We start from the raw sequence: 25,045 nt of genomic DNA on the forward strand, positions 1-25,045 counted from the left end.
AATTATGAAATTTAAATTAGGATTTTTTTTTACGCTTTATTCCCTTTTTTCTTTTAGTCAAGTGCCGCATTGTGGCTTTGATTTTACATCTTATTTGGTTGTAAAAGTGCACGAGGATGGAAAAAAAGAGAATATTAAAAATTTAAAGATTTCTTTGGTTTATGAAAATGGCGAAGAAGTAATTAATGAGAGTAATAAATACAGCTGGAAAAACGGAAATCAACCCTTAATTTTTGTAAAAAATCATTTAATTAGTAAAGACAATGAAACACAAAAATGGTTCTTTCCTTATTCCGATGATACCTACTTACTTTCGGTCACGAATACTTTTCCTGCGGCTGATTTTTATATTAAAATTCAGGATGCAAATGGATTATATAAAGAACAAACTGTGCAATTACAATCTTACAATATGTATATTTTATGTTCCAGTGAAAATGAAAGGCAGGTAAGGTCGTTTGGACCACGAAGTAATAATCCAATTGATGTGCTTCTAGAAAAAAACTGAGAGAAAAAATAAGTAAAATTTAAATGCCCCAAAAAGTATCAAATTATTTGGGGCATTTTTTTTTGCGGAAAAAAAAATAAAACAAATGTATTTAATTTAGCAGCTATAAAATTACTATTTAAAATACTTATAAGGAAATAATAACATACCAAAACATTCGCCATGATCTTTTCCCGTGTGTTTGTGATGCATTTTATGAGCTCTTCTAACAGCTCTCGAATAACGACTGTTTGCGTTTCTAAATAGCTTAAAACGTTGATGAATAAAAATATCATGCACAAAGAAATAAGCAATACCATAGCCTAGAATGCCCAAGCCAATGGCTAAGCCATAAACAAAGATGTCATATTGCCAAAGCAAGAAACATCCAATACTTACCAGAGCATAAATGATGAAAAAAGCATCATTGCGTTCAAACCACGAATCGTGATCTTTTTTGTGATGATCTGCGTGTAAAACCCATAAAAATCCATGCATAATATACTTATGACTAAACCAAGCCATAAATTCCATAAGGAAAAAAGTTGTGATAAAAACTAGGATATGTAACCACATAATAATATAAATTTCTATAATTAAATTTCAACTTCTGTTTTACAAATTTTATAAGATATTCAAGCGGTAGTTTAAATAGCATTTCGCCAATAAACCTGCTTTTTCATAATTTGGAACTCGAATTCGTGTATTTTTAATTTCTAACGAAGGCGTTTTTTTCAATTTACTAAGTAATTTTTTGTAGTAAATATAAGCGGTATAAACTCCAAATTTCGCCTCTAAAGGTAAATTTTGAATACCTTCAAATCCTGCATCGAAGTCTGCCTGAATTTCAGCTATAATTTGTTGTTTGCTTGCTTCATCCAAACGACTTAAATCGGTATTTGGGAAATACGTTCTGCTTAAATCTTCAAAATCGGCTTTTAAATCACGTAAGAAATTTACTTTTTGAAAGGCTGAACCTAAACGCATTGCGCTATGTTTTAACTCTTCAAATTTAGTATCGTCGCCATTTACAAAAACTTTCAAACACATTAAACCTACAACATCGGCCGAACCGTAAATATATTCGTTGTATTCTTCAACGGTGCTATAAACCGATTTAGAAAGATCTAATCGCATACTTTTCATAAATGAATTCACCATTTCCATAGGAATGTTGTACTTGTTTACCGTATATTGAAACGAGTTCAAAATAGGGTTTAAACTTATTTTTTGAACAATTGCTAAATTCAAATCATTTTCAAATTGTGAAAACAAAGCTTCTTTATCATAATCGTGAAAGCTATCTACTATTTCGTCTGCAAAACGCACGAATCCATAAATATTATAGATGTCCTGACGAATGCTTGGCGCTAACATTTTTACAGCTGAAGAAAATGAAGTGCTGTAGGCTTTTGTTACTTTTACGCTGCAATCAAATGATACGTTGTCAAAAATGGATTTCATAATTATTGATACTTTTCTATTAAATCGGAAACTAATTTTCCTGAAATCAATGCTGGAGGGACACCTGGTCCTGGAACAGTTAATTGACCAGTAAAATATAAATTCGCTACTTTTTTACTTTTCAATTTAGGTCTTAGAAAAGCCGTTTGAAATAGGGTATTCGCCATACCATAAGCATTCCCTTTGTATGAATTATAATCTTTAACAAAATCATTTACACAGAAAGAGTTTTTAAAGATAATATTTTTTTTCACATCCTGATTAGTAAGCTGTTCAAATCGTGTCATTATTTTCTCGAAATAACGTTCTCGTAATTCTTCCGTGTCTTCTAATCCGGGTGCTAACGGAATTAAAAAGATACCTGCCTCTTTACCTTCAGGCGCTGCATTAGCATCTGTTTTTGATGGAAAACTTGCATAAAACAGAGGATCTTCTGGCCATTTAGGATTGTCGTAAATTGCTTCTGCATGCACGTCAAAATCGACATCAAAAAATAACGAATGATGTTCTACATTTTCTATTTTTTTGTCAAATCCAACATAAAATAAGAGAGAAGAAGGTGCAAATGTTTTCTTTTCCCAATAATTTTCTGAATATTGACGGTAATTTTTATCTAGTAATGTTTCGGAGTGATGATAATCGGCACCGCTTAAAACGATATCAACTGTTACTATTTTGTTATTAACTAAAATACCTGAAGCTCTTCCATTAGTTACATCTATTTTCTCAACATTTGCATTAGTTTCAATTTTTACGCCTAGTTCTCTTGCTAAAGTTTCCATAGCTAAAACTACAGAATACATTCCGTTTTTTGGATGCCAAGTTCCTAGGCCAAAATCTGCAAAGTTCATAAAATTATAAAAAGATGGTGTGTCGCTTGGTTTCGCACCCAAAAACAATACTGGAAATTCTAATATTTGAACTAATTTAGTATTTTTAAATCTTTTTCGAACATCTTTTTTGATATTACTAAAAAACTGATTCACTTTCATCGCTGTTTCAATGGTAATTAACTCCAAAGGAGACTCACCAGGTCGGTATACCAAATCTTTAATAGCAATATCATAATTGCTTTTCGCCTCTGCCATAAATTGCTCTAATTGTTTTCCGCTTCCTTTTTCAATGGATTCAAAAGTAGCGACAATTTCAGGTAAATTATCGGCAATAGTAACATAGTCTAAATGACCAAAATATACTTGATAGGCTGGTGAAAGCTTAATTAACTCATAATAATCTGAGGGTTTTTTATCAAAATCACTAAAAAAACGTTCAAAAACATCGGGCATCCAATACCAAGTTGGGCCAATATCAAATGTAAAGCCTTCCTTCTTTAATTGGCGAGCTCTTCCTCCGATAGTTGCATTTTTTTCGTATATAACTACTTCATTACCAGCTTTTGCTAAATAACAAGCTGCTGATAATGCAGAAAATCCTGAACCTATAATGGCTATTTTTTTATTCACGGGTATATTTTTGTTTAACAAAAGTAATGAAAAAGATAAACAAAACAAACTCTTTTACAAGCTTGCTGTTAATTCTTCTATACTATTGAATATGTTTATGTTTTCAAATTTGTTATTTTGTTCAATGAATTCAGTCATTCTTCCTAAAAGCAGCAATTCATGTTTTGTGTTATCTAAAATAGTAGTTTGAAATTCCTGAACGAAATTGTTTACTTCTTCCTGATTAGGCTCAACCGTTAAATAGCTTAAGAATGTTATTTTTTCAAAAGAGTTTTTTAAGTCGGTTAAACTAGTTATCGGAATACTTTCGCCTAAATATATAGTTTGGTATCCATTTAGTAAAATTTCATAATTTAAGTACATAATACCAAGTTCATGAATTTCGTTTAATGGTAAAAATAAAACGAAAACGCGATCAGTTTTGGTGGGTTCTAATATTTGAACTTTCTCAGTATTTATAAGTAACTTTTGTTTTATTAAATACGTAATAAAATGTTCGTGGGCAGGAGTAATTGTTTCGGTTTGCCATAAAAACCCAAGTTCTTGCATCAAAGGAATAAATACCGTATAAAATACTTCTTTAAACGATTTCTCATTTAACAGTTGATTATAAGTATTAAAAAACAAGGATTGATCAAAATTCATCATTGCCATTTTAAAAGTGCTTATTGCGTGATTTTTCGCACTTTTTTCAGATATGATATCAGTTGCTAGCTTATTCATATCTTTTTGATCTAAAGTCGCAATTTTAGATATTTTATATCCATAATTGTGTAGTAGAACAATGTTAAGCAATTTTTGTAAATTTCGGATATCATAAGATCTAATATTTGTATCAGAACGCATTGGTTCTAAAACATTGTATCTTTTTTCCCAAATACGAATAGTATGTGCTTTTATACCCGATAGGTTTTCTAAGTCCTTGATACTAAAAACATTTCTCACATTGTTCATCTTTTCTTTATTTTGGTTAAACAAAAGTAATCAAAAAAAACAGACAAAAATACTTTTATTGTAAAAATGTTTAATAAATAGTTTAAAAGGGTGAACAAATAAGTGAATTTCACCATGTGTTTGGTAAAATAATAAAAAATATCCTAATTTTCTTACTTAATGGAGTTTTTTATTCAATTGTCCATCTAAATTTGAAGCAAATAATTTTAATGTTTGCTAAATATTTAGTTAATGATTTTATAATCATTAACACCGTGCTTTTGTTTGAAACCAACATATATCAGCCTAATTAAATTTAACTTTTTTCATTTTATACTTATCATCATAACAAGCCGCATAAATTAGATTATTTTCTATTAGAACGATATATTTCACAAATCCATCTAGTTTGAAGACATGTTAATTTTTCAAATGAAACTCTTGATACAAAATATAGGTTGAGTTTTATAACAACATAGAATTCCAAGGTGGAAGTAATTATTAAAGCTGAAGAACGCGTTAGAATGTTGATCTAATCTGCACAAGAAGTCTTTGTTGTTTGAAATAATAAGCATTAAGAGTAAAAAAGTATTTATTGTGTTGACTAATGACTAAATAAAATAGCTGCTAACTCAATGATACAGGCGATAAAAGTGACCATGGAGGGATTTGAACCCTCACGCCCTTACGAGCACCACCCCCTCAAGATGGCGAGTCTACCGTTTCTCCACATGGCCTTAAATAAAAAAAAGCTAAGCAAATGCTTAACTTTTTTATCGTGACCTGGCTGGGGCTCGAACCCAGGACCCCATCATTAAAAGTGATGTGCTCTACCAACTGAGCTACCAAGTCTGTGCATTCAAATATTTCAAAAAGTAGTGACCTGGCTGGGGCTCGAACCCAGGACCCCATCATTAAAAGTGATGTGCTCTACCAACTGAGCTACCAAGTCATTTTATTTCCTTGAATGCGGGTGCAAATATATAAAGATTTATTTATTTTACAAGCCTATTTTAGTTTAAATTTGTCTTTTTTTACAATTAATTTGTTAACTCTTTAATTTATAGGAGATTATTTATTTATGAAAATAGTGCTATTAGGTTATATGGGAAGCGGAAAGAGCGCAGTTGGTAGTTTTTTATCAGAAAAACTACAAATCCCTTTTTATGATTTGGACAGTGAAATTGAAAAAATAGAGCAAATTTCTATTGCAAAACTTTTTCAAACCAAGGGTGAAATTTATTTTAGAAAGACGGAAAATGAGGTTTTAAAAAAAATACTAGCGCTCGAAGAAAATTTTGTTTTGAGTCTCGGAGGTGGAACTCCGTGTTATTACAATAATCACGAATTGCTAAAAGCGACTGGAATTTTGTCTATTTATCTAAAAGCAACAACAGATACGTTAGTGAAGCGATTGATAAATGAAAAAAATTCTCGCCCATTATTACATAATCAAGAAGAGAATGCACTAAGGGATTTTATTAATAAACATCTTTTCGATAGAAATTTTTATTATCATCAAGCTAATAAAATAATTACTGTTGATAATAAATCGATCGAAAAAATTGCAAATGAAATTAATAGTTTACTAGCTTAAATAAGCATAAGAGTTGTTGGCTTCAAAAACAACTTGAATATGTTCGTGTAGTGAAGTAGATAAAGAAATTCCTTTAAAATCAGCCTTAACAGGATATTTTTTATGATTTCTATCAACAAGGACGGCCGTTTTAAATTTACTTAAAGGAACTTCTAAGAAGTGTTTTACTCCGTATATAAGGGTGGTTCCCGAGTTTAAAACATCGTCAATTAGAACCAAACCTTTGTTTTGGTACGCTTCTTTAGAAATAGAAGTTGCAACTAAATCTTGTGGGTTTTGCTTGTTGATTTTAACTTCACAAAGTGTAATTTTTAAATCTGAAATTTCGTTTAATTCGGCTGCTATTTTTTGTGCAAAAATAAAACCATTGCTAGCAATTCCAGCCAAAATTACTTCTTCTTCATTAATGAATGTTTCGTAAATTTGGTATGCAATTCGTTTGGTTTTATGTGAAATTTCTTTGTGTGTTAAAATTATATTGTCCATAAGATTTGTTATTTGGATTCAAAGATAAAAAAGAGTTCCTTATTTTCTCTGGGTTTTATTGAATTATGAGCGAGTTCTAAAGTTCGTATGATAAATTTTGACGAAAATAATGATAAATATTCTTCTTTTGAACCACCATAAGGCGGACCCTTCGAAGTTAAAGGAAAGTTAAACAATAAACCAATTATTTTCCCTGTAGGAGTCAAAATTTTTTGCATTTTCTCTGCATATTGCATTCTCAGCGTTGGCTGTAAAGCGCAGAAAAAGGTTTGTTCGATAATCAAATCAAATTTTTCATCTAAATTAAAGAAATCATCGTGGATTAAATTTGATTTAAATTTCGGATTTTTTTTGGCAATATGCACTAAAGGAGAAAGAGCTATGTCAATCACGTGCACATTTTTAAAACCATTGTTTACTAAATAATCAAATTCGTGACCATTTCCAGCGCCAGGAATCAAAATTTTAAGTTCTTTGTTCTTTACTTGGTCTATATAGGCTTTCAAAGGTGTAGTAATTTCACCTGCATCCCATCCAGTTTCGCCTTTTTGATATCGCTCTTCCCAGTAATTCATCTATTCTTTTTCTTCCGTTTCGTCACTATCCCAAAGATAATCGTCAATTTCTCGACGATCTTTTTTAGTTGGTCTTCCAGTTCCATTTGCTCTATAATGTTCCTTCGAAAGTTTTAGTAATTCTAAATGTTCAAAAGCCTCTTTCGGAGTTTCGTCTTTTCGATATAAATCAACCAATTTTGCTCCTAGTCTATTCAATGGAATGTCTAGTACAACCAATTTATAATTTATTTGATCTTTTCTAAGTGTTATTTTATCAGAGGGAAAAACCTCACGAGATGGTTTGGCAACCTGCCCGTTTACGGTAAAATGTCCTTTCTTTGCTGCTTCTGTGGCGATACTCCTAGTCTTGTAGTAGCGGATGCACCATAAATATTTATCAATTCTCATCTGTAATCAAAAATTCGTGTTAATATCTCTACAAAAATAAATGAAAATTGTATCTTGCGCCCTATAAATTTTATAATAATGAAAAGTGTACTAAAAATAGTTTTATTGTTGTGTTTAACTTTAACTTTTGTTGGTTGTCCTTCAGATGATGGTCCTGCCGCTTTAGTTTCAAGAGATAGGCAGGAAGTATATGCTGAAAATATTTTAGATATCGAAAATTATCTGAAATCAAATTATATTGAATTAGATGTGAATAATGACGCTACGGTTACTAAAATTCCAGATGGTGGTGTTCAAATGTCGATTTGGAACCAGTATTCGCAGGATAGTGGCTTAACGTTTCCTTCAATAACAGTTAAAAATGATACTAGAAAAAATATCACATTAAGTGGTGGTTCAGATGATGATATTGACTACAAAATATACTACATTCTTTTGAACGAAGGAGGAGGCACTAGTGCCACCAAAGTAGATTCTACTTTGGTAGGGTATAAAGGTTGGAATTTAACTAATGTTACTTTTGATGAAAATCAATCAGGCTCTTGGTTTTCTTATCCAGACCCTAATCCTTCAATTTCTGGCTTTAGACAAGTTTTACAATTGATTAAGAGTGAAGTTTCAAATGTTTCTAATAATGATGGTTCTGTAACTAGAGTTAATTTTGGCAATGTAATTGCTTTTATTCCTTCTGGTTTGGGATATTTTGGATCTCCCAGAACTAATATTCCTGCATATTCACCAACTGCTTTTCAAATTAAGCTATATGATATAAAAGAAAGAGATCACGATAGAGATGGTATTCCAAGTAAGCACGAAGATTTAAATGGGAATAATAACTATTTTGATGATGACACTGATGGAGATGGTATTCCAGATTTTTTGGATATTGATGACGATGGTGATGGTTTTTTAACCAAGTTTGAAATCAAAAAGCCTTTACCGTTACAAGCAGGTCAAGGCACAAGCGCGCTTTATCCTTTTAATTTAGTTTTAGACAATCCTTTAACTCCATCTATTGATGAATCGGAGCCAAAAGGAATTCCAGATGCTTCCGGTAATGGTACTATTCCTACACGCGTGAGACGACATTTGGATAAGAACGCAAAACCACCTTACACAACTTATTAAAGTTTGATTGCCTTATTTATAAATCCCAATTTCATTGAATTTGGGATTTTTTTTATTTCAATACATAGGTTGGTCTTCGTAGACACTAATTAGATTCATTAAAAAATAATAGCGGATAGTTTTATCCATTATTAAAAATATTTATATCTTTGTGATATAGAAAAATTAATATGTTTTCAAAAGCGTGCGAATACGGAATAAGAGCGGCTATTTATATTGCGGAACAATCGCATTTAAATAGAAAGGTGGGACTAATTGAAGTTGCCAATGCAATTGAATCCCCTGCAGCGTACACTTCGAAAATTCTACAATTGCTTGCAAGACATAAAGTGATAAGGTCAGATAAAGGGCCAACAGGTGGTTTCTCAATGGATAAGACTAATTTTGATACAATAAAACTGAGCACAATTGTAGAAGCAATCGACGGAAATGATATTTATATGGGATGTGGTCTAGGATTAAGTAATTGCAATGAAAGGCAACCGTGCCCACTTCACAATCAATTTATATCAATTCGAAATGAACTGAAAATGATGCTTGAAAACACGACTATAAAATCATTAGCAGAAGATTTTGAGAAAGGGTTAACCTTTTTAAAGAGATAAAAAAAATTTACATTAATAGAAGATAAAAACATCCAACATATAGAAATAAATGGAAAATAAAAACTTATTTAGCGAGTCCGGAATAATCATTACACTAATTCTAATTTTAATTCCTGTTTTAGTTGCAGCGATGATTGTTGTTTTAAAGGCTTTTAAATTATTCAAATCATACTTTCAAAAAAAGGAATTAGAAAAATTTAATACTTACTTAAAAGAACTCAATCCAGAAGAAATAACAAAACTAGAGCAAAGAAAAATAGCATTAGAATATGCATTGGTAAACAATGAATTAGCTGGAAATGAAATTCCTGAAGATCCAAAAGGATTAATAAATAATGTTGCCGAAGCAGATAGTTTCCGGTTCATCGAACAAAAGAAAAAAGGACAAGCGCGCCCTTATGTAGAACCCGAATTGACAAATCTTATTTTATGGTATTTAGGTTGTGCTACTTTCTGGTTATTATTTGGAACGACAATGGGAGAATATCTTGGAATTAAATTTGTAGCACCAGATGTGGATCATTACAGTTGGCTGAGTTTCGGAAGACTTAGACCGGTTCATACCAATGCTGTATTTTGGGGTTGGGCTTCTTTAGCCATGATGGGATTGGCTTATTATGTGGTGCCAAGAGTTAGTAATGTGCCTATTGCCAGTATAAAAAAGGGGTATTACTCGCTTATTCTAATCAATCTTTCTGTAATAATTGGAAGTATTTGTCTAATGGCAGGAATTAATAACGGTGGCGGCGAGTACAGAGAATACATTTGGCCCGTAATGGCTTTATTCGGTATAGGAGTTATTATATCATTATTCAATTTTATAAAGACCATTGCTAGAAAAACAACCAAAGAAATTTACGTATCCAATTGGTACATTGTTGCAGCAATGATGTTTTTATTAGTTATTGCAATTGTTGCTTATTGGCCAACTTGGCAAAATGGATTAGGGGAAACCATCGTGCAAGGTTATTATATGCACCAAGGGGTAGGCATGTGGTTTATGCTTTTTACATTAGGTTTAATGTATTATTTCTTACCACAACAATTAAACAAACCCATTTACTCTTATAGTTTAGGTATTTTGGCATTTTGGACCCAAATTTTATTTTATACACTGATTGGAACACATCACTTTATTTTTAGTGCAATTCCTTGGTGGCTTCAAACCGTTGCGATTGTAGGAAGTGTGGGAATGGTAATTCCAGTAATTGCCGGAACAACCAACTTCTTAATGACGTTCAAAGGTTCTTGGCACAAGTTATCCAGCAGTTATACGCTTCCTTTCTATTTGGTTGGAATCATATTTTACTTTACAGGTTCATTGCAAGGAACTGCAGAAGCTTTCCGTTTTACGAACTTAGTTTGGCATTTTACCGATTTTACAGTAGCACATTCGCACTTAACAATGTACGGTATTATCTGTTTTATGCTTTGGGGATTCATTTATACACTTGTACCAAGATTAACCGGTAAAGAACCTTCTCAAGCAATAGTAGGTGCTCATTTTTGGTTGGCATTTATCGGATTATTGTTCTATACGTTCCCATTAATGTACGGTTCAACACTTAAAGGGTTAATGTGGATGGAAGGAAAACCGTTTATTGATAGTGTGGAATTAATGGCTCCGTACTGGTTATGGCGTGCAATTGGAGGAACGCTTATGTGGTTATCTCATATTTTATTCGCCTATAATTTTTATGTAATGATAAAAAGAAAACAGCAAATAGTAATACCAACTGCCCCAGCCGACATTTTAAGAGCAAAAAAAGAACTTGATACGCTAGATTTAACTAAATAATATACATCAAATGGATTTTTTCGATAATCATAAAAAACTATTCTTATCTGCATTGGCTTTATTTGTGGTGTTGACGATTTTTGTTGCAATACTACCAGCAATTAACAACCAATTGGATAACGCGACTTTGCCAAATTACGAACCTCTAACCGAGCAAGCACAGCAAGGAAAACTAAGTTATATTAGCAACGGTTGTGTCGCTTGTCATACGCAACAAGTACGAAATGTAGATATGGACAAAGTATGGGGAAGCAGACCTGGAATTGCTTCAGATTATGCGGCGATGACAAGAACAGATTTCTGGAGAAACACCGCAACTTTAATGGGAACGGAACGAACTGGACCCGATTTAACAAATATTGGAGCCCGTCAACCAAGTATGGCTTGGAATTTATTGCATCTGTATCAACCTAGAGCAGTTGTGGGTAAATCAATAATGCCGGCTTATCCTTGGCTTTTTGAAGTGAAAGACGAAGTAGGAAAAGATGAGGTGGAAGTTATTGTTCCCGATGAATTTCGTAAAGGAATTACAGGGAAAATTGTTGCTAAAAAAGAAGCGATCGAATTGGTAACGTATTTGCAAAGTTTAAAACAAACACCATTGCCGGACGGAAAAGCACCAATGGAATTCTTATACAAGAAAAAAGAAACGCCTGTTGCAGCAAGTGGAGCAGAAGCAAATCTGCCAGATGGAGAAATGCTTTACACACAAAATTGTGCCGCTTGTCATCAAGCTAATGGTGAAGGTTTAAAAGGAGCGTTTCCACCATTAAAAGGAAGTGCAATTGTTTTAGGCGATAATTTAGAATTATATGTCGACATCATTATGAAAGGTTACGACGCAAATCCTGAATTTGCAGTTATGAATGGCGTTGGAACCGATAATAATTTAACACCGGAAGAAGTAACAGCAATCATCAATCACGAAAAAACAAGCTGGGGAAATAATGCAAAAAAAGTAACCACCGAAGAAGTGAAAAAACTAATGGATTTTATTAAAAATAACCAATAAAAATATAGAGATATGGCAAGTACAGAAATATGGTTACCAAGTTTAATTACTAAAACACCACAAGAAGGAAGAGCTTTAGCCATAACGATGGCTAGAAAAACCATTGGAGCAATCCAAACGGATCCTGAAAAACGCAAACAAATGCGACCTGAATATGCAGACGATACCGCACAATTGATAAGCTCAGCTCAAGTTGTAGCGATTGAATTTCAAACCATTGCCAAAGCAAATAAATACTGGAGAAATGAAAAATAAGATAAAATATTTTTTCTTCTTACTACTTTTCTTTGCCAATCAAATAATATGGGCTTGTCCTGCGTGTGAAAAACAACAACCAAAAATTACCCAAGGTTTAACGCACGGCGGTGGTCCAAATAGCAATTGGGATTGGGTAATTATTGCTGTAATTGCTGCAATAACAGTTTTAACTTTTATTTTCTCATTAAAATATTTGATTAAACCGGGTGAAAAAAATAAAGATCACATTAAAGTATCCATCTTAAACTAGTAGTTACGATGCAAGAAGATAAAAGTAAAATAACAGTATTTATTGATGATGATTTGCAACCCATCGCTGAGTTGATAGCTCCGGTGCAATTTGAATTAGACACCACTAAATTAACAGACGGCGAACATACGCTGAAAATGGTTAGCAAATCGCCATCCGGAAGAGAAGGGATTCGAAAAATAAAATTTATCGTTCGAAACGGCCCTGCAATTTCGATTGAAGGGATTTCTGATAATTCAGTTGTTGATGGAGTCATTCCATTAATGATTAATGCTTACGATAAAGGAAATCATAAGAATTTTATTATAGAAGGAAGTGAAACACCTCAAAGTATTCCAAGTTGGTTATGGATTATATTGATTGCCTTTTTTGGATGGGCAGCTTATTATGTTGTGACGTATATAAGTATTTAGAAAAAATAAGAGATGAAAGAAGATATTAAAAACTTAACCGATGTTAAACTTTTAGTCGATAGTTTTTACGGAAAAATTCGTGAAGACGAAGCACTAAAAGATATTTTTAATAATAAGATTGAAGACCGTTGGCCAGAACATCTTCAGAAAATGTATAATTTCTGGCAAACCGTATTATTAGAAGAACATACTTATTACGGAAGTCCGTTTATGCCGCATGCAAAATTACCCGTGAAGCTAGAACACTTTGAAAGATGGTTAGCCCTTTTTTATACAACTGTAGATGATTTATTTGAAGGCGAAAAAGCAGAACAAGCCAAATGGCAAGGCCAACGAATGGCAGAAATGTTTCATTCAAAAATAGAATATCACAGAAGTAATGATTCCACACCTTTAATATGAAGTCAACAAAATATCAAATAGCAATTATAAGCACATTCCTTTGGATTGGATTTGTTTGTGCGATTAGTTTTATGGAAGCTTGGTTGAAATTTCGTGCTCCTGGAGTTACAGTTCCTATTGGTTTAGGAATTGGAAGATTGGTTTTTGGCGCATTGAACCTAATGGAATGGGTTTTTGCTATTTTAATTATGGGCAATTTACTTTTCTCAAAAACAAAATTATTAACACGTCAAAATACGCTTTATTTTTTCCCGCTTTTAATGTTGCTATTGGAAACATTTTGGGTCTTACCCACATTAGACCATAGAGCCGAATTATACATTCAGGGAGAAACGTTAGCAGCCTCAAACCTTCATTTTTATTATGTAGGAATGGAAGTAATAAAAGTAGTTTGGCTAACTATTTTCGGAATTAAATTATTTAGTAAACAATAAACAAAACATATAATGAATATTCAAGAAGATCAAATTATCGGAGAATTGGTAGCAAACGACTACCGCACGGCTTCAGTTTTTAAAAAATATAATATTGACTTTTGCTGTCAAGGAAACCGCACAATTAACGACGCTTGCCAAGCAAAAGAAATTGACGAAAAATTAGTTGTAGCCGATTTAAATGCACTAGTGCAATCGCAACAACCGGGTTCAATAGATTACCAAAGTTGGCCAATGGATTTATTAGCGGAATACATTGAGAAAAAACACCACCGTTATGTGGAAGAAAAAACGCTAGAAATCAAACCTTATTTAGAAAAAATTGCTCGTGTTCACGGAGGTCGTCATCCCGAATTATTGGAGATTAATGAACATTTCAATGCTACAGCAGGAGAATTAGCAATGCATATGAAAAAAGAAGAACTAATTGTTTTTCCATTCATAAAAAAAATGGTAAAAGCTAAGGAGGAAGGTTCAAAACTGGCTGCTCCAAATTTCGAATCGATTCAGTTTCCTATTCAAGCAATGATGGATGAACACACCAATGAAGGAGATCGTTTCCGCTTAATAGAAGAATTAAGTAATAATTATACTACGCCAGAAGATGGTTGTAATACTTATAAAGTGACTTTTGCTTTATTGAAAGAATTTGAACAAGATTTGCATTTACACATTCACTTAGAAAATAATATTTTGTTCCCAAGAGCAATTGAATTAGAAAAAGAGCTTTTTAGTTAGTTCAAAATCTATAAAGCACAAAAAAGCCGTTTCAATAGTTATTGAAACGGCTTTTATATTTTAAGAAAAATCTAATTATTTTCTTTTGATCACTCTTTCTACTGCTTCAACAATTGCTTGATTGTTTAGTTTATATTTTTCCATCAATTGATCTGGAGTGCCACTTTCACCAAAACTATCGTTTACGGCTACAAATTCTTGCGGAACCAAATGGTTTAAAACTAACGTTCTTGAAACGCTTTCGCCTAATCCACCAATAATATTATGTTCTTCCGCAGTAACGATGCAACCTGTTTTCTTAACAGATTTTAAAATTGCTTCTTCGTCTAAAGGTTTAATTGTGTGAATGTTAATAACTTCAGCCGAAATCCCTTTTGCTTCTAAAGCTTCCGCAGCTACTAATGCTTCCCAAACTAAATGTCCGGTAGCAACGATAGTTACATCCGTTCCTTCTGTTAATTGAATGGCTTTTCCAATTACAAATGGTTCGTCTGCAGGCATAAAGTTAGGCACAACAGGACGACCAAAACGCAAATAAGCTGGACCTTGATGATCTGCTAAAGCTAAAGTTGCTGCTTTAGTCTGATTGTAATCACAAGTGTTGATTACAGTCATTCCTGGCAACATCTTCATTAAACCAATATCTTCTAATATTTGATGCGTTGCACCATCTTCTCCTAGTGTTAAACCTGCGTGAGAAGCACATATTTTTACGTTCTTTTCTGAATAAGCAACCGACTGACGAATTTGATCGTAAACTCTTCCAGTAGAAAAGTTAGCGAATGTTCCTGTGAAAGGAATTTTTCCACCAATAGTTAATCCTGCCGCAATTCCAATCATATTGGCTTCAGCAATTCCGATTTGAAAAAAACGCTCTGGGTGATTCTTTTTAAAATCATCAAATTTTAGTGAACCAATTAAATCGGCACAAAGCCCGACTACGTTTTCGTTTTTTTGACCTAATTCGGTCATTCCAGCGCCAAAACCTGAACGAGTATCTTTGCTTCCTGTATTTGTATATTTTTTCATAATTCTAGTAATCTCCTAAAGTTGCTACATTTTGTCCTAAAGCATTAGCTAATTGCTCATCATTTGGTGCTTTTCCGTGCCAAGCGTGAGTGTGCATCATAAAATCAACACCATTACCCATTTCAGTATGTAACAAAATACAAACTGGTTTTCCTTTTCCTGTCTTAGATTTTGCTTCTGCTAAACCTGCTTTTATTGTATCAATATCATTTCCTTTTACAATATCTAAAACGTCCCAATCAAATGCTTCAAACTTTGCTCTAATGCTTCCCATTGCCAAAACTTCGTCTGTAGTTCCGTCAATTTGTTTTCCATTTAAGTCAATCGTTGCAATTAAATTGTCAACTTTTTTAGCAGAGGCATACATAATTGCTTCCCAGTTTTGACCTTCTTGCAATTCACCATCACCTAAAAGTGCAAAAACCAAATTGGAATCTTTGTTCAGTTTTTTAGCTTGAGCCGCACCAATCGCAACCGATAAACCTTGGCCTAATGACCCTGATGCCATTCGAATCCCTGGTAAACCATCATGAGTAGTAGGATGTCCTTGAAGACGTGAGTTTATTTTTCTAAAAGTAACTAATTCTGCTACCGGAAAATAACCGCTTCTAGCTAAAACACTATAAAAAACGGGTGAAATATGTCCGTTTGACAAAAAGAATAGATCTTCATCTATACCATTCATATCAAAACCTTCCTTGCGTTTCATCACATCTTGGTAAAGTGTTACCAAAAATTCTGCACAGCCTAATGAACCTCCAGGATGTCCCGAATTTACGGCATGAACCATACGAAGAATATCTCTTCGAACTTGTGTTGTAAAATCTTGTAGTTGTTGTGTGTTAGACATTTTATTATGATAAATATTATACGACGTAAAAGTAATTTTATTTTCTTGGTACTACAAATCATTTTATAAGAAGTTATTAATAATAAGTGTTATTCATAAATATTTCAAAATTCTAATTCCTTAATTCTAAAATAAATTATCTTTGCCCGTTGAACCATCAGGATAAAAGCAAAATATGAAGTTTGATTTAATTACCAAAGACCCACAAAGCCAAGCCAGAGCAGGAAAAATAACAACCGATCACGGAGTTATAGAAACGCCAATTTTTATGCCTGTTGGAACTGTCGCTTCTGTAAAAGGAGTACACCAACGCGAATTGAAAAATGATATCAATCCAGATATTATTTTGGGAAATACCTATCACTTATATTTAAGACCGCAAACTAAAATTTTAGAACAAGCTGGCGGATTGCATAAATTTATGAATTGGGATAGAAATATCTTAACAGATTCAGGTGGTTATCAAGTGTATTCACTTTCTTCCAACCGAAAAATTAAGGAGGAAGGTGTAAAGTTTAAATCGCATATTGATGGATCGTATCATTTCTTTTCACCCGAAAATGTGATGGAAATTCAAAGAACTATTGGAGCAGATATTATTATGGCTTTTGATGAATGTACGCCATATCCATGTGATTACCGCTATGCAAAACGCTCGATGCACATGACGCACCGTTGGTTAGACCGATGCATCAATCATTTGGAAACTTTACCATTTAAATACGGTTACGAACAAACGTTTTTTCCTATTGTTCAAGGAAGTACGTATAAAGATTTACGCCAACAATCGGCAGAATATATCGCGAATACGGGAGCTCAAGGAAATGCTATTGGCGGACTTTCAGTAGGAGAGCCTGCGGAAGAAATGTATGCAATGACTGAAATAGTTACTGCAATTTTACCAGAAGACAAACCGAGATATTTAATGGGTGTAGGAACGCCAATTAATATTTTAGAAAATATTGCTTTAGGAATTGATATGTTTGATTGTGTAATGCCAACCCGTAACGCAAGAAACGGAATGTTGTTTACAGCACACGGAAGTATAAACATCAAAAATAGAAAGTGGGCGGATGATTTTTCGCCAATTGATGAAATGGGTCATACTTGGGTAGATACCGATTATACTAAGGCTTATTTACGTCATCTTTTTGCTGCAGATGAATATTTAGGAAAACAAATTGCGACCATTCATAACTTAGGATTTTATATGTGGCTAGTTCGTGAAGCGAGAAGACAAATTATTGCAGGAACGTTTAGAGCTTGGAAAGAGAAAATGGTAGTTCAAATGAACCAAAGACTATAAAATTAGAATTTAGGATTAGAAAATTATTTAAATATTTCTAACTTCTAACTTCTAACTTCTAAATTTGAAGTATGAAAATAATAGATAAATACATATTAAAAAGATATTTAGGTACTTTTTTCGTGATGTTAATTATGTTTATTCCCATCGGAATAACAATTGACGTGTCAGAGAAAGTGAATAAAATGATAGAGAAGAAAATTCCTATTTTAGATATTTTAATTTATTATGGTGATTTCACCGTTTATTTCGCAAACCTACTTTTTCCTATATTTTTGTTTTTATCAATTATTTGGTTTACTTCCAAATTAGCTAATAATACTGAAATTATCGCTATTTTAAGTTCCGGAATTTCGTTTTCCAGATTTATGCGTCCTTTTATTTATGGTGCAATTATTGTTTCCATTTTTTCATTATTGATGGGCTTCTTTTTAGTGCCAAAAGCAAGTAAAGGATTCAATGATTTTAGGTATGAAAATTTAAAAGGAAATTCGCAAACCAGAGAAACATCTGATATCTTTAGACAGATTAAAAAAGAAGGAAAATTAGAAGAAAACATTTACGTTAGTAATTTTAATTACCTCTCACAAACGGGTTTTAATTTTACCTACGAGCGGTTTAAAGATAATGTCTTGCTAGAAAAAGTTACAGCAAATAGAATTAAATATAATCTAGAAACTGAAAAGTATACCTTGTTTAATTACAATCAGAGAATTATTGGTCCTATAAATGATGCACTAATAACGCGTGAGCGAATTGATATAAAATATAATTTTGAACCAGATGATTTAACACCCGTGGTGTATGTGGCAGAAACAATGACCATTGGTCAGTTAAATGCTTTCATAAATAAAGAAAGAGAAAGAGGGAATGCAAACATTAACACTTATCTAGTGGTTTTTCACAAGAAATTTAGTTTACCTGTTTCTGCTTTTATACTAACTATTATTGCTGTAGCTGTTTCTTCAATGAAACGAAGAGGAGGAATGGGTATTAATTTAGCCATTGGAATTGTAATTGCATTTGTCTTTATTTTCTTTGATAAAGTTTTTGGAACACTAGCTGAAAAATCAAGTATTTCACCATTTGTAGCTGTATGGTTACCTAATGCTGTTTTTGGAATATTAGCTTATTATTTATTACGAAATGCAAAACGATAATCTAAAAAGTTATTTACATCTTCACGTAATTGTATTTATTTGGGGATTTACCGCCGTTCTGGGCAAGTTAATATCGCTCGAAGCTTTAGATTTAGTATGGTATCGTATGTTTTTTGCAGCTCTGATTATGGTTGCTGTGATTTTAATTACAAAAGAGAAAATTAAAGTACCAATTCACGTTTTAGCTGGGTTCATTGCTTCAGGAATAATTATTGCTTTGCACTGGCTCACTTTCTATCAAGCGATTAAAGTTTCAAATGTATCGATTACTTTAGCTTGTTTGTCTACTGGTGCTTTTTTCGCTTCCATTTTAGAACCTATTTTTTATAAGAGAAAGGTAATTTGGTATGAAGTCCTTTTCGGGTTAATCGTGATTTTCGGACTCGGAATCATATTCAAAGTAGAAACACAATATACTGCTGGAATTTATTTAGCAGTAACGTCCGCTTTTTTATCCGCACTCTTTTCAGTCATCAACGGAAAATATGCCAAAGAATATAATCCAAATGTTATTTCCATTTATGAATTAAGTAGTGGCGTAATTTTCATTAGTATTTACTTGTTTTTCGCTGGTAGTTTTACACCTGCATTCTTTGCACTTTCAATAAACGACATACTTTGGCTACTTATATTGTCCTCTATATGTACGGCTTATGCCTTTTCAGCATCCATAAAAGTGATGAAATTTTTAAGCCCTTTTACGGTAATGCTTACCATTAATTTAGAACCTATTTATGGAATTGTTTTGGTGCTTTTGATTTTTCCGGAGAATGAAAAAATGTCACCTATGTTTTATTTAGGTGCTTTAATCATTTTAGCCACTGTAATTGCCAACGGAATTATGAAAAGCCGTAAAAAAAACAGCAACAATTTGAAGATAAGTTTATAAAATCCAATGAAAATTTTATCTTTGTAAGAACAAACACAAACCCAAATAAACCGACTATGGAATATTTAGATTTTGAATTACCTATTAAAGAGCTTGAAGACCAATTAGATAAATGCGAGATTATTGGTCAAGAATCAGATGTAGATGTATCAAACACCTGCAAGCAAATTGAGAAGAAACTAGAAGAAACTAAGAAAAAGATATATAAGAACCTTACTGCTTGGCAGCGTGTACAATTATCGAGACACCCAAGTCGTCCTTATACGTTAGAATATATTACAAATCTTACTAAAGGAAATTTCTTAGAACTTTTTGGAGACAGAAACTTCAAGGACGATAAAGCTATGATTGGTGGACTTGGTCAAATCGACGGTCAATCCTTTATGATTATCGGACAGCAAAAAGGTATTAATACCAAAATGCGCCAATTTAGAAATTTCGGAATGCCTAATCCAGAAGGCTATAGAAAAGCGCTTCGTTTAATGAAAATGGCTGAGAAATTTAATATTCCTGTTTTAACATTAATCGACACACCAGGAGCTTACCCAGGTTTAGAAGCAGAAGAAAGAGGTCAAGGTGAAGCTATTGCAAGAAATATTTTTGAAATGACACGTTTAAAAACACCTATTATTTCCGTAATAATTGGTGAAGGTGCTTCAGGAGGTGCTCTTGGAATTGGAGTAGGAGACAGAGTTTATATGTTAGAAAACACCTGGTATTCAGTTATTTCACCAGAATCTTGTTCCTCTATTTTATGGAGAAGTTGGGAATATAAAGAGCAAGCCGCAGAAGCTTTAAAGTTAACTTCATTTGATATGAAAAAACAGAAGTTAATTGATGATATAATACCTGAACCACTTGGTGGCGCGCATTACGATAAAGCAACAACTTTTAAATCAGTAGAGGAATATGTAATGAGTGCTTTTAATGAACTAAAAGTTTTATCAACAAAAGAATTAGTTACCAGAAGAATGGATAAATATAGTAAAATGGGCGAATTCAAAGAATAACGTTTATTTTATTTAAAATATTAAATCCGAAACCTTTACGTTTCGGATTTTTTTATGGGTTATTAACATTTTTTTTATAGTTATTAACACTCAATTCTAAGAACTTAAAATTATAACATACAAAATTTTGCTACCTTAGCACTATGGAAAATATCAGAAATATGAACCCAATAAAAGTAGATAAAACTACGATTATTAATTTAGAAAAAGGAAAATTACCTCCTCAGGCCTTGGATTTAGAAGAAGCTGTGCTCGGAGCGATGATGATTGACAAAAAAGGAGTAGATGAGGTAATTGATATTTTACAACCAGACGCATTTTATAAAGTCGCTCACAAAAACATCTTCGAGGCTATCATTGAACTATTTAATGAGACACAGCCGGTTGACTTATTAACCGTTTCAGCTCAGTTGAAGAAAAACGGAAAATTAGAAATTTCAGGTGGTGATTTTTACCTAATTCAACTCACGCAAAAGATCTCTTCTTCCGCACATATTGAATTTCATTCACGTATTATTTTACAGAAATTCATTCAAAGAAGCTTGATTAAAATTTCAAGCGAAATTATTGAAGAATCCTATGATGATGCTACTGATGTTTTTGATTTACTAGACAAAGCAGAATCTAAATTATATGAAGTTACGCAAGGAAATATCAAACGTAGTTCTGAAACAGCACAAAGTTTAGTAATTCAAGCCAGGAAACGAATTGAAGAAATTGCCGGTAAAGAAGGCTTAAGTGGTGTTGCCACGGGATTCCACGCTTTAGATAAATTAACTTCGGGATGGCAACCTTCCGATTTAATTATTATTGCAGCACGTCCGGGTATGGGTAAAACAGCTTTCGTATTGTCAATGGCTCGAAATATGGCTATCGATTTTGGAAAACCTGTTGCATTTTTCTCATTAGAGATGTCTTCAGTTCAGTTAATTACACGTTTGATTTCTTCAGAAACCGGACTTTCATCTGAAAAACTAAGAACAGGAAAATTAGAAAAACACGAATGGGAACAATTGACCATTAAAGTAAAAGATTTAGAAAAAGCACCGTTGTATATCGATGATACGCCGTCATTATCTATTTTTGATTTGCGAGCAAAAGCGAGAAGACTTTCATCACAATATGGAATTAAATTAATTGTAGTCGATTATTTGCAATTAATGACAGCGGGAGGAAATGGAAAAGGTGGCGGAAATCGAGAACAAGAAATCTCAAGCATTTCACGAAACTTAAAAGCTTTAGCAAAAGAATTAAACATTCCAGTTATTGCACTTTCGCAATTGTCACGTGCCGTTGAAACACGTGGTGCAAGTAAAAGACCTTTACTTTCTGACCTTCGTGAATCAGGTGCAATTGAGCAAGATGCCGATATTGTATCATTTATTTACCGACCAGAATATTATAAAATTGACGAATGGGATGACGAGGAACATTCGCCAACGCAAGGGCAAGCCGAATTCATCGTTGCAAAACACCGAAATGGTGGACTGGATAACGTTCGATTGAAATTTGTGGGAAATTTAGGAAAGTTTGAAAATTTAGACGATTTTAATTCTCCTTTTGATGAACTACCATCTAAAATGAATTTAGACGATAGTAATCCGTTTATCACACCAAATTTACCAACCGCAAATGAAGCATTTGGAAGCACTATGAATTCCTTCGATGATGATTCAGATGTTCCTTTTTAAGATATTCAACGAGAAAACAGACTTTTTAGTCTGTTTTTTTTTGTTAAAGGTTTTTTTTTGATACATTTAAGTAATATTTAAAAAAACTAGAAAATGTCAAATTTTACAATTTCACTTGAACAAGCAATAATATGGGCAAGATCTTGGAGAAACAATCCACCTAAAGCTTTAGCAAAAGGCCATTTAATTCCGGGAGCAGCACTAAAAGAATTGCTAGCAACGGAAAATGTTGTTAATGTCAGAGCCTACATGGGCGTTGATGAAACTAACACTCAAAAACTAATGTTTGTCGGTGTAGATTCAGCAGGACATGACATGATTGGCGAGAATAATTCAATTTATGATCACACAGAGCCTTGTCCAAAAATATGTGATCCTTCAAGTCCTCTTTTTACTCCTTAGTTTTGTTTGCGTCAAAATATTTATATTTCACCGCGACATTGTTGTGTTTGTTATATCTTATAGGTTTTCCTAAAAAAGGAAAAACCTATAGGATTTTTACTTTTTATATTATCGGAGTATTATTAATTGATATAATAGCTTCAAATCTTTGGAAGTGGTTCAAAATTTACAATATTTTCATACATCATTTTTATGTACTGTTTCAATTTGTTATGTTGAGCTACTTTTATTCAACCCTTTTACAAACAAAAAAACAGTTACTAACGGTTTACATTTTATTAATTTTTCTTCCAATTTTTTTGTTATCTCGCTACCTTTTTAATCCACAGATGTTTCTAGAATATAGTTTGTTAGAAATGTATTTGGGGACAATGCCAATTATAATTTATGCAACAATGCATTTATATAATAATCTAGGAAAGCAAAAAGATTTTTATTATGCTAATTTGGGAATACTTTTATACCTATTTGCTAGTACTTTTATTTTTTTATTTTATGAGTTATTTACAGTTTTAGAAACAAATAACACAATCCTTAATAACTTAGGAGTAATAAATAAAGTATTGCAATATCTGAAATTTGGTTTTTTCTTTTATCAATGGAAACTAATTTATTTTAATAAAGATGAAAAATACAATTAACATACAAAATGCAGAGTTAGCCAACGCTGTTTTTTTCATTCTTCTAGCTTTCGTGTCCATGTTTATGGTCTTGATCTTTTTTTTCTATTTCTCAAGAAAAAAAATTGTGCAAATTGAAGTAGACAAGAAAAATTTAGAAATAGAGCATCAAAAAAAGCTATTAAATGCGGTTATAATGACGCAAGAAGAAGAACGTAAAAGAATTGCTCAAGATTTACACGATGATATTAGTTCTAAACTAAACGTCGTTTCCTTAAATAGTTATTTGCTAAAAACGCCAAATTTAAACGAAACCGAGTTAGTAGAAATAACGAACAATATTATCGATTTAACTCAAAAAGCTTTAGAAAATTCAAGACGTATTGCACACGATTTATTCCCGCCAGTTCTAGAAAAATTTGGACTTCAAGCAGGAATTGAGGAGTTAGCAGAGGAATTTAATAGTACAAAAAAAGTAAATGTTGTTTTTAATAATACGATCGATTTTGAGTTTTTTAGTGCAGATAAACATTTGCATATCTTCAGAATTTTGCAAGAATTGTTAAATAATTCACTTCGTCATGGAAAAGCTACTACTATTTCAATTCAATTTAGTACCTTAGAAAATCAAAATAGTTGCATTTATATTGATAACGGCGTCGGTTTTGATAGTTCGGACATAGAAAATAAAAAGGGACTGGGAATGCAAAATATAGAAAGTAGAATAAATTTCATTGGTGGTACCTATTCTATTCAATCAAAACCTAATGAAGGGGTTAAAATCATATTTAATTTTAAATAAATGAGCGATATAATAAAAATATTTTTAGCAGACGATGAAGAATTATTCCGAAAAGGAATCTTTTTCTTATTGAATAGAGAAAAAAATATTGAAATCCTATTTGAAGCTTCTAACGGCAAAGAATTAATTGATCAATTAATTGCAACTAGCAAAGAAAATTTGCCAGATATTATTTTGATGGATTTAAAGATGCCAACAATTAATGGGGTTGAAGCCACTAAAATCATCCATAAAGAATTCCCTCAAATTAGAATTATTGCACTAACAAGCTACAATACAAAATCATTTATAGCAAACATGATTAATGTAGGAGCGGCTTCTTATTTAGTTAAAAGCGCTTCGCCACAAGACATGATAAAGACAATTAATGAAGTGGCAAACAAAGGATTTTATTACAGTGAAAGTGTAATGGAAGTGATCCATCAGGATGTGCTGTCAAGCGGAAATTCTAAAACACGCTTAGACGAAGATTTTCTAACACTTAGAGAAAAAGAAGTATTGGAGTTGATTTGTTTACAACTTAGTTCTACCGAAATTGCCGAGAAATTATTTTTAAGTGCCAGAACAATTGACGGACACAGAAATAACTTGTTATTAAAAACTCAATCTAAAAATGTAGCAGGTTTAGTTATATTCGCTATTCAAAACAAAATTGTTAAGTTAGACGAACCTACAAGTATCTAATTGGAGTTTTTAATGCACTCTACAAAGTTGGAATACTAATACAAAATATACTAATATCGTCATAACAAGCACAATATACCCGATTTTTTTTAAAGCTTTCATTTCATTAGAATTTAATAGCGAAGAATTATTTTTAGTTGTATTCATTTTTTATCTTATTAATTAATGT

At 32.4% G+C, this 25,045-nt stretch carries 29 protein-coding genes and 3 tRNA genes; 20 read left to right on the top strand and 12 right to left on the bottom strand.

What is annotated here, in order from left to right; all coding sequences use genetic code 11:
* Positions 1–4 precede the first annotated feature (4 nt).
* Positions 5–508, top strand: a complete 504-nt coding sequence (locus T1L09_RS02545) for a hypothetical protein (protein ID WP_322549377.1) — start codon at positions 5–7, stop codon at positions 506–508.
* A 114-nt stretch (positions 509–622) separates the two neighbouring features.
* Here the strand turns inward: T1L09_RS02545 and T1L09_RS02550 are convergent, their stop codons facing one another.
* From T1L09_RS02550 to T1L09_RS02580, 7 genes are all read right to left on the bottom strand, one after another.
* Positions 623–1,063 (bottom strand): sterol desaturase family protein, encoded by a 441-nt coding sequence (locus T1L09_RS02550; RefSeq protein ID WP_322549379.1) that lies wholly within the window; start codon positions 1,061–1,063, stop codon positions 623–625.
* 48 nt (positions 1,064–1,111) lie between these two features.
* Positions 1,112–1,951 (bottom strand): phytoene/squalene synthase family protein, encoded by an 840-nt coding sequence (locus tag T1L09_RS02555; protein WP_322549380.1) that lies wholly within the window; start codon positions 1,949–1,951, stop codon positions 1,112–1,114.
* A gap of 2 nt (positions 1,952–1,953) precedes the next feature.
* The gene (locus T1L09_RS02560) at positions 1,954–3,414 is read right to left on the bottom strand and encodes a phytoene desaturase family protein (protein WP_322549381.1); all 1,461 of its coding nucleotides are present in this window, start codon (positions 3,412–3,414) and stop codon (positions 1,954–1,956) included.
* Positions 3,415–3,468: 54 nt separating this feature from the next.
* The gene (locus tag T1L09_RS02565) at positions 3,469–4,368 is read right to left on the bottom strand and encodes a MerR family transcriptional regulator (protein WP_322549383.1); all 900 of its coding nucleotides are present in this window, start codon (positions 4,366–4,368) and stop codon (positions 3,469–3,471) included.
* A gap of 633 nt (positions 4,369–5,001) precedes the next feature.
* Positions 5,002–5,084, bottom strand: a tRNA-Leu gene (locus T1L09_RS02570).
* A gap of 42 nt (positions 5,085–5,126) precedes the next feature.
* Positions 5,127–5,199, bottom strand: a tRNA-Lys gene (locus T1L09_RS02575).
* 27 nt (positions 5,200–5,226) lie between these two features.
* Positions 5,227–5,299: transfer RNA gene (locus T1L09_RS02580), tRNA-Lys, on the bottom strand.
* A gap of 129 nt (positions 5,300–5,428) precedes the next feature.
* Here T1L09_RS02580 and T1L09_RS02585 point away from each other — a divergent pair.
* Entirely contained in the window at positions 5,429–5,944 is a 516-nt protein-coding gene (locus T1L09_RS02585; RefSeq protein ID WP_322549384.1) for a shikimate kinase, read from the top strand.
* Here the strand turns inward: T1L09_RS02585 and T1L09_RS02590 are convergent.
* Genes T1L09_RS02590 through T1L09_RS02600 form a run of 3 tightly spaced genes read right to left on the bottom strand, consistent with a single transcriptional unit; the run spans position 5,936 to position 7,395 of the window.
* Positions 5,936–6,430 carry a phosphoribosyltransferase family protein gene (locus tag T1L09_RS02590; RefSeq protein WP_322549386.1) on the bottom strand — a complete coding sequence of 165 codons (495 nt, stop codon included), beginning with the start codon at positions 6,428–6,430 and terminating at the stop codon, positions 5,936–5,938. The genes T1L09_RS02585 and T1L09_RS02590 overlap by 9 nt on opposite strands.
* 8 nt (positions 6,431–6,438) lie before the next feature.
* Positions 6,439–7,005, bottom strand: coding sequence for a class I SAM-dependent methyltransferase (locus tag T1L09_RS02595; RefSeq protein ID WP_322549387.1), 567 nt, complete (start codon positions 7,003–7,005; stop codon positions 6,439–6,441).
* The gene (locus tag T1L09_RS02600) at positions 7,006–7,395 is read right to left on the bottom strand and encodes an RNA-binding S4 domain-containing protein (protein WP_322549389.1); all 390 of its coding nucleotides are present in this window, start codon (positions 7,393–7,395) and stop codon (positions 7,006–7,008) included.
* Between the two features lie 78 nt (positions 7,396–7,473).
* Here T1L09_RS02600 and T1L09_RS02605 point away from each other — a divergent pair, with 78 nt between their 5' ends.
* The 10 genes from T1L09_RS02605 (at position 7,474) to ric (ending at position 14,433) form a co-directional block, all read left to right on the top strand.
* Positions 7,474–8,523, top strand: coding sequence for an FKBP-type peptidyl-prolyl cis-trans isomerase (locus T1L09_RS02605; RefSeq protein WP_322549390.1), 1,050 nt, complete (start codon positions 7,474–7,476; stop codon positions 8,521–8,523).
* 170 nt (positions 8,524–8,693) lie between these two features.
* Complete coding sequence (locus T1L09_RS02610) at positions 8,694–9,128, top strand: RrF2 family transcriptional regulator (RefSeq protein WP_322549391.1); 435 nt, start codon at positions 8,694–8,696, stop codon at positions 9,126–9,128.
* A 49-nt stretch (positions 9,129–9,177) separates the two neighbouring features.
* Positions 9,178–10,926 carry a cbb3-type cytochrome c oxidase subunit I gene (locus T1L09_RS02615; protein ID WP_322549392.1) on the top strand — a complete coding sequence of 583 codons (1,749 nt, stop codon included), beginning with the start codon at positions 9,178–9,180 and terminating at the stop codon, positions 10,924–10,926.
* A gap of 10 nt (positions 10,927–10,936) precedes the next feature.
* Positions 10,937–11,938 carry a cbb3-type cytochrome c oxidase subunit II gene (locus T1L09_RS02620; RefSeq protein WP_322549394.1) on the top strand — a complete coding sequence of 334 codons (1,002 nt, stop codon included), beginning with the start codon at positions 10,937–10,939 and terminating at the stop codon, positions 11,936–11,938.
* A gap of 12 nt (positions 11,939–11,950) precedes the next feature.
* Positions 11,951–12,193 (top strand): hexameric tyrosine-coordinated heme protein, encoded by a 243-nt coding sequence (locus T1L09_RS02625; protein ID WP_322549395.1) that lies wholly within the window; start codon positions 11,951–11,953, stop codon positions 12,191–12,193.
* Positions 12,183–12,446: a hypothetical protein gene (locus T1L09_RS02630; protein WP_322549396.1), complete on the top strand. Its 264-nt coding sequence runs from the start codon at positions 12,183–12,185 to the stop codon at positions 12,444–12,446. Before T1L09_RS02625 ends, T1L09_RS02630 begins: the two co-directional genes overlap by 11 nt.
* 8 nt (positions 12,447–12,454) lie before the next feature.
* A complete protein-coding gene (locus T1L09_RS02635) occupies positions 12,455–12,859 on the top strand; it encodes a cytochrome C (RefSeq protein WP_322549397.1) in 405 nt (134 codons plus the stop codon).
* 12 nt (positions 12,860–12,871) lie between these two features.
* Positions 12,872–13,261, top strand: coding sequence for a group III truncated hemoglobin (locus tag T1L09_RS02640; protein WP_322549398.1), 390 nt, complete (start codon positions 12,872–12,874; stop codon positions 13,259–13,261).
* Positions 13,258–13,695 (top strand): hypothetical protein, encoded by a 438-nt coding sequence (locus T1L09_RS02645; RefSeq protein WP_322549399.1) that lies wholly within the window; start codon positions 13,258–13,260, stop codon positions 13,693–13,695. Before T1L09_RS02640 ends, T1L09_RS02645 begins: the two co-directional genes overlap by 4 nt.
* Positions 13,696–13,707: 12 nt before the next feature.
* Positions 13,708–14,433 (top strand): iron-sulfur cluster repair di-iron protein, encoded by a 726-nt coding sequence (gene ric / locus T1L09_RS02650; RefSeq protein ID WP_322549400.1) that lies wholly within the window; start codon positions 13,708–13,710, stop codon positions 14,431–14,433.
* Between the two features lie 75 nt (positions 14,434–14,508).
* Here the strand turns inward: ric and T1L09_RS02655 are convergent, their stop codons facing one another.
* Together T1L09_RS02655 and T1L09_RS02660 are read right to left on the bottom strand one after the other, a co-directional pair.
* Positions 14,509–15,462 (bottom strand): transketolase family protein, encoded by a 954-nt coding sequence (locus T1L09_RS02655; protein ID WP_322549401.1) that lies wholly within the window; start codon positions 15,460–15,462, stop codon positions 14,509–14,511.
* 4 nt (positions 15,463–15,466) lie between these two features.
* Positions 15,467–16,312 (bottom strand): transketolase, encoded by an 846-nt coding sequence (locus T1L09_RS02660; RefSeq protein WP_322549402.1) that lies wholly within the window; start codon positions 16,310–16,312, stop codon positions 15,467–15,469.
* Positions 16,313–16,487: 175 nt separating this feature from the next.
* Here T1L09_RS02660 and tgt point away from each other — a divergent pair, with 175 nt between their 5' ends.
* From tgt to T1L09_RS02700, 8 genes are all read left to right on the top strand, one after another.
* Positions 16,488–17,618, top strand: a complete 1,131-nt coding sequence (gene tgt / locus T1L09_RS02665; RefSeq protein ID WP_322549403.1) for a tRNA guanosine(34) transglycosylase Tgt — start codon at positions 16,488–16,490, stop codon at positions 17,616–17,618.
* Between the two features lie 71 nt (positions 17,619–17,689).
* Positions 17,690–18,778 (top strand): LptF/LptG family permease, encoded by a 1,089-nt coding sequence (locus T1L09_RS02670; protein WP_322549404.1) that lies wholly within the window; start codon positions 17,690–17,692, stop codon positions 18,776–18,778.
* Positions 18,765–19,667, top strand: coding sequence for a DMT family transporter (locus T1L09_RS02675; RefSeq protein WP_322549405.1), 903 nt, complete (start codon positions 18,765–18,767; stop codon positions 19,665–19,667). Before T1L09_RS02670 ends, T1L09_RS02675 begins: the two co-directional genes overlap by 14 nt.
* A 56-nt stretch (positions 19,668–19,723) precedes the next feature.
* Positions 19,724–20,677 carry an acetyl-CoA carboxylase carboxyltransferase subunit alpha gene (locus tag T1L09_RS02680; RefSeq protein WP_322549406.1) on the top strand — a complete coding sequence of 318 codons (954 nt, stop codon included), beginning with the start codon at positions 19,724–19,726 and terminating at the stop codon, positions 20,675–20,677.
* Positions 20,678–20,820: 143 nt separating this feature from the next.
* Positions 20,821–22,368, top strand: a complete 1,548-nt coding sequence (gene dnaB, locus T1L09_RS02685) for a replicative DNA helicase (protein ID WP_322549407.1) — start codon at positions 20,821–20,823, stop codon at positions 22,366–22,368.
* A 93-nt stretch (positions 22,369–22,461) separates the two neighbouring features.
* Entirely contained in the window at positions 22,462–22,770 is a 309-nt protein-coding gene (locus T1L09_RS02690; protein ID WP_322549408.1) for a hypothetical protein, read from the top strand.
* Positions 22,771–23,394: 624 nt separating this feature from the next.
* Positions 23,395–24,192, top strand: coding sequence for a sensor histidine kinase (locus T1L09_RS02695; RefSeq protein WP_322549409.1), 798 nt, complete (start codon positions 23,395–23,397; stop codon positions 24,190–24,192).
* A complete protein-coding gene (locus T1L09_RS02700) occupies positions 24,193–24,876 on the top strand; it encodes a response regulator transcription factor (protein ID WP_322549410.1) in 684 nt (227 codons plus the stop codon).
* The last annotated feature ends 169 nt before the right edge of the window (positions 24,877–25,045 follow it).

The organism is Flavobacterium psychraquaticum, from assembly GCF_034497725.1.
GTDB lineage: Bacteria > Bacteroidota > Bacteroidia > Flavobacteriales > Flavobacteriaceae > Flavobacterium > Flavobacterium psychraquaticum.

Coding starts and splice junctions, on each gene's coding strand:
- T1L09_RS02545 (WP_322549377.1), top strand. CDS start 5: ATGAAATTTAAATTAGGATTTTTTTTTACGCTTTATTCCCTTTTTTCT.
- T1L09_RS02550 (WP_322549379.1), bottom strand. CDS start 1,063: ATGTGGTTACATATCCTAGTTTTTATCACAACTTTTTTCCTTATGGAA.
- T1L09_RS02555 (WP_322549380.1), bottom strand. CDS start 1,951: ATGAAATCCATTTTTGACAACGTATCATTTGATTGCAGCGTAAAAGTA.
- T1L09_RS02565 (WP_322549383.1), bottom strand. CDS start 4,368: ATGAACAATGTGAGAAATGTTTTTAGTATCAAGGACTTAGAAAACCTA.
- T1L09_RS02585 (WP_322549384.1), top strand. CDS start 5,429: ATGAAAATAGTGCTATTAGGTTATATGGGAAGCGGAAAGAGCGCAGTT.
- T1L09_RS02590 (WP_322549386.1), bottom strand. CDS start 6,430: ATGGACAATATAATTTTAACACACAAAGAAATTTCACATAAAACCAAA.
- T1L09_RS02595 (WP_322549387.1), bottom strand. CDS start 7,005: ATGAATTACTGGGAAGAGCGATATCAAAAAGGCGAAACTGGATGGGAT.
- T1L09_RS02600 (WP_322549389.1), bottom strand. CDS start 7,395: ATGAGAATTGATAAATATTTATGGTGCATCCGCTACTACAAGACTAGG.
- T1L09_RS02605 (WP_322549390.1), top strand. CDS start 7,474: ATGAAAAGTGTACTAAAAATAGTTTTATTGTTGTGTTTAACTTTAACT.
- T1L09_RS02610 (WP_322549391.1), top strand. CDS start 8,694: ATGTTTTCAAAAGCGTGCGAATACGGAATAAGAGCGGCTATTTATATT.
- T1L09_RS02615 (WP_322549392.1), top strand. CDS start 9,178: ATGGAAAATAAAAACTTATTTAGCGAGTCCGGAATAATCATTACACTA.
- T1L09_RS02620 (WP_322549394.1), top strand. CDS start 10,937: ATGGATTTTTTCGATAATCATAAAAAACTATTCTTATCTGCATTGGCT.
- T1L09_RS02625 (WP_322549395.1), top strand. CDS start 11,951: ATGGCAAGTACAGAAATATGGTTACCAAGTTTAATTACTAAAACACCA.
- T1L09_RS02630 (WP_322549396.1), top strand. CDS start 12,183: ATGAAAAATAAGATAAAATATTTTTTCTTCTTACTACTTTTCTTTGCC.
- T1L09_RS02635 (WP_322549397.1), top strand. CDS start 12,455: ATGCAAGAAGATAAAAGTAAAATAACAGTATTTATTGATGATGATTTG.
- T1L09_RS02640 (WP_322549398.1), top strand. CDS start 12,872: ATGAAAGAAGATATTAAAAACTTAACCGATGTTAAACTTTTAGTCGAT.
- T1L09_RS02645 (WP_322549399.1), top strand. CDS start 13,258: ATGAAGTCAACAAAATATCAAATAGCAATTATAAGCACATTCCTTTGG.
- ric (WP_322549400.1), top strand. CDS start 13,708: ATGAATATTCAAGAAGATCAAATTATCGGAGAATTGGTAGCAAACGAC.
- T1L09_RS02655 (WP_322549401.1), bottom strand. CDS start 15,462: ATGAAAAAATATACAAATACAGGAAGCAAAGATACTCGTTCAGGTTTT.
- T1L09_RS02660 (WP_322549402.1), bottom strand. CDS start 16,312: ATGTCTAACACACAACAACTACAAGATTTTACAACACAAGTTCGAAGA.
- tgt (WP_322549403.1), top strand. CDS start 16,488: ATGAAGTTTGATTTAATTACCAAAGACCCACAAAGCCAAGCCAGAGCA.
- T1L09_RS02670 (WP_322549404.1), top strand. CDS start 17,690: ATGAAAATAATAGATAAATACATATTAAAAAGATATTTAGGTACTTTT.
- T1L09_RS02675 (WP_322549405.1), top strand. CDS start 18,765: ATGCAAAACGATAATCTAAAAAGTTATTTACATCTTCACGTAATTGTA.
- T1L09_RS02680 (WP_322549406.1), top strand. CDS start 19,724: ATGGAATATTTAGATTTTGAATTACCTATTAAAGAGCTTGAAGACCAA.
- dnaB (WP_322549407.1), top strand. CDS start 20,821: ATGGAAAATATCAGAAATATGAACCCAATAAAAGTAGATAAAACTACG.
- T1L09_RS02690 (WP_322549408.1), top strand. CDS start 22,462: ATGTCAAATTTTACAATTTCACTTGAACAAGCAATAATATGGGCAAGA.
- T1L09_RS02695 (WP_322549409.1), top strand. CDS start 23,395: ATGAAAAATACAATTAACATACAAAATGCAGAGTTAGCCAACGCTGTT.
- T1L09_RS02700 (WP_322549410.1), top strand. CDS start 24,193: ATGAGCGATATAATAAAAATATTTTTAGCAGACGATGAAGAATTATTC.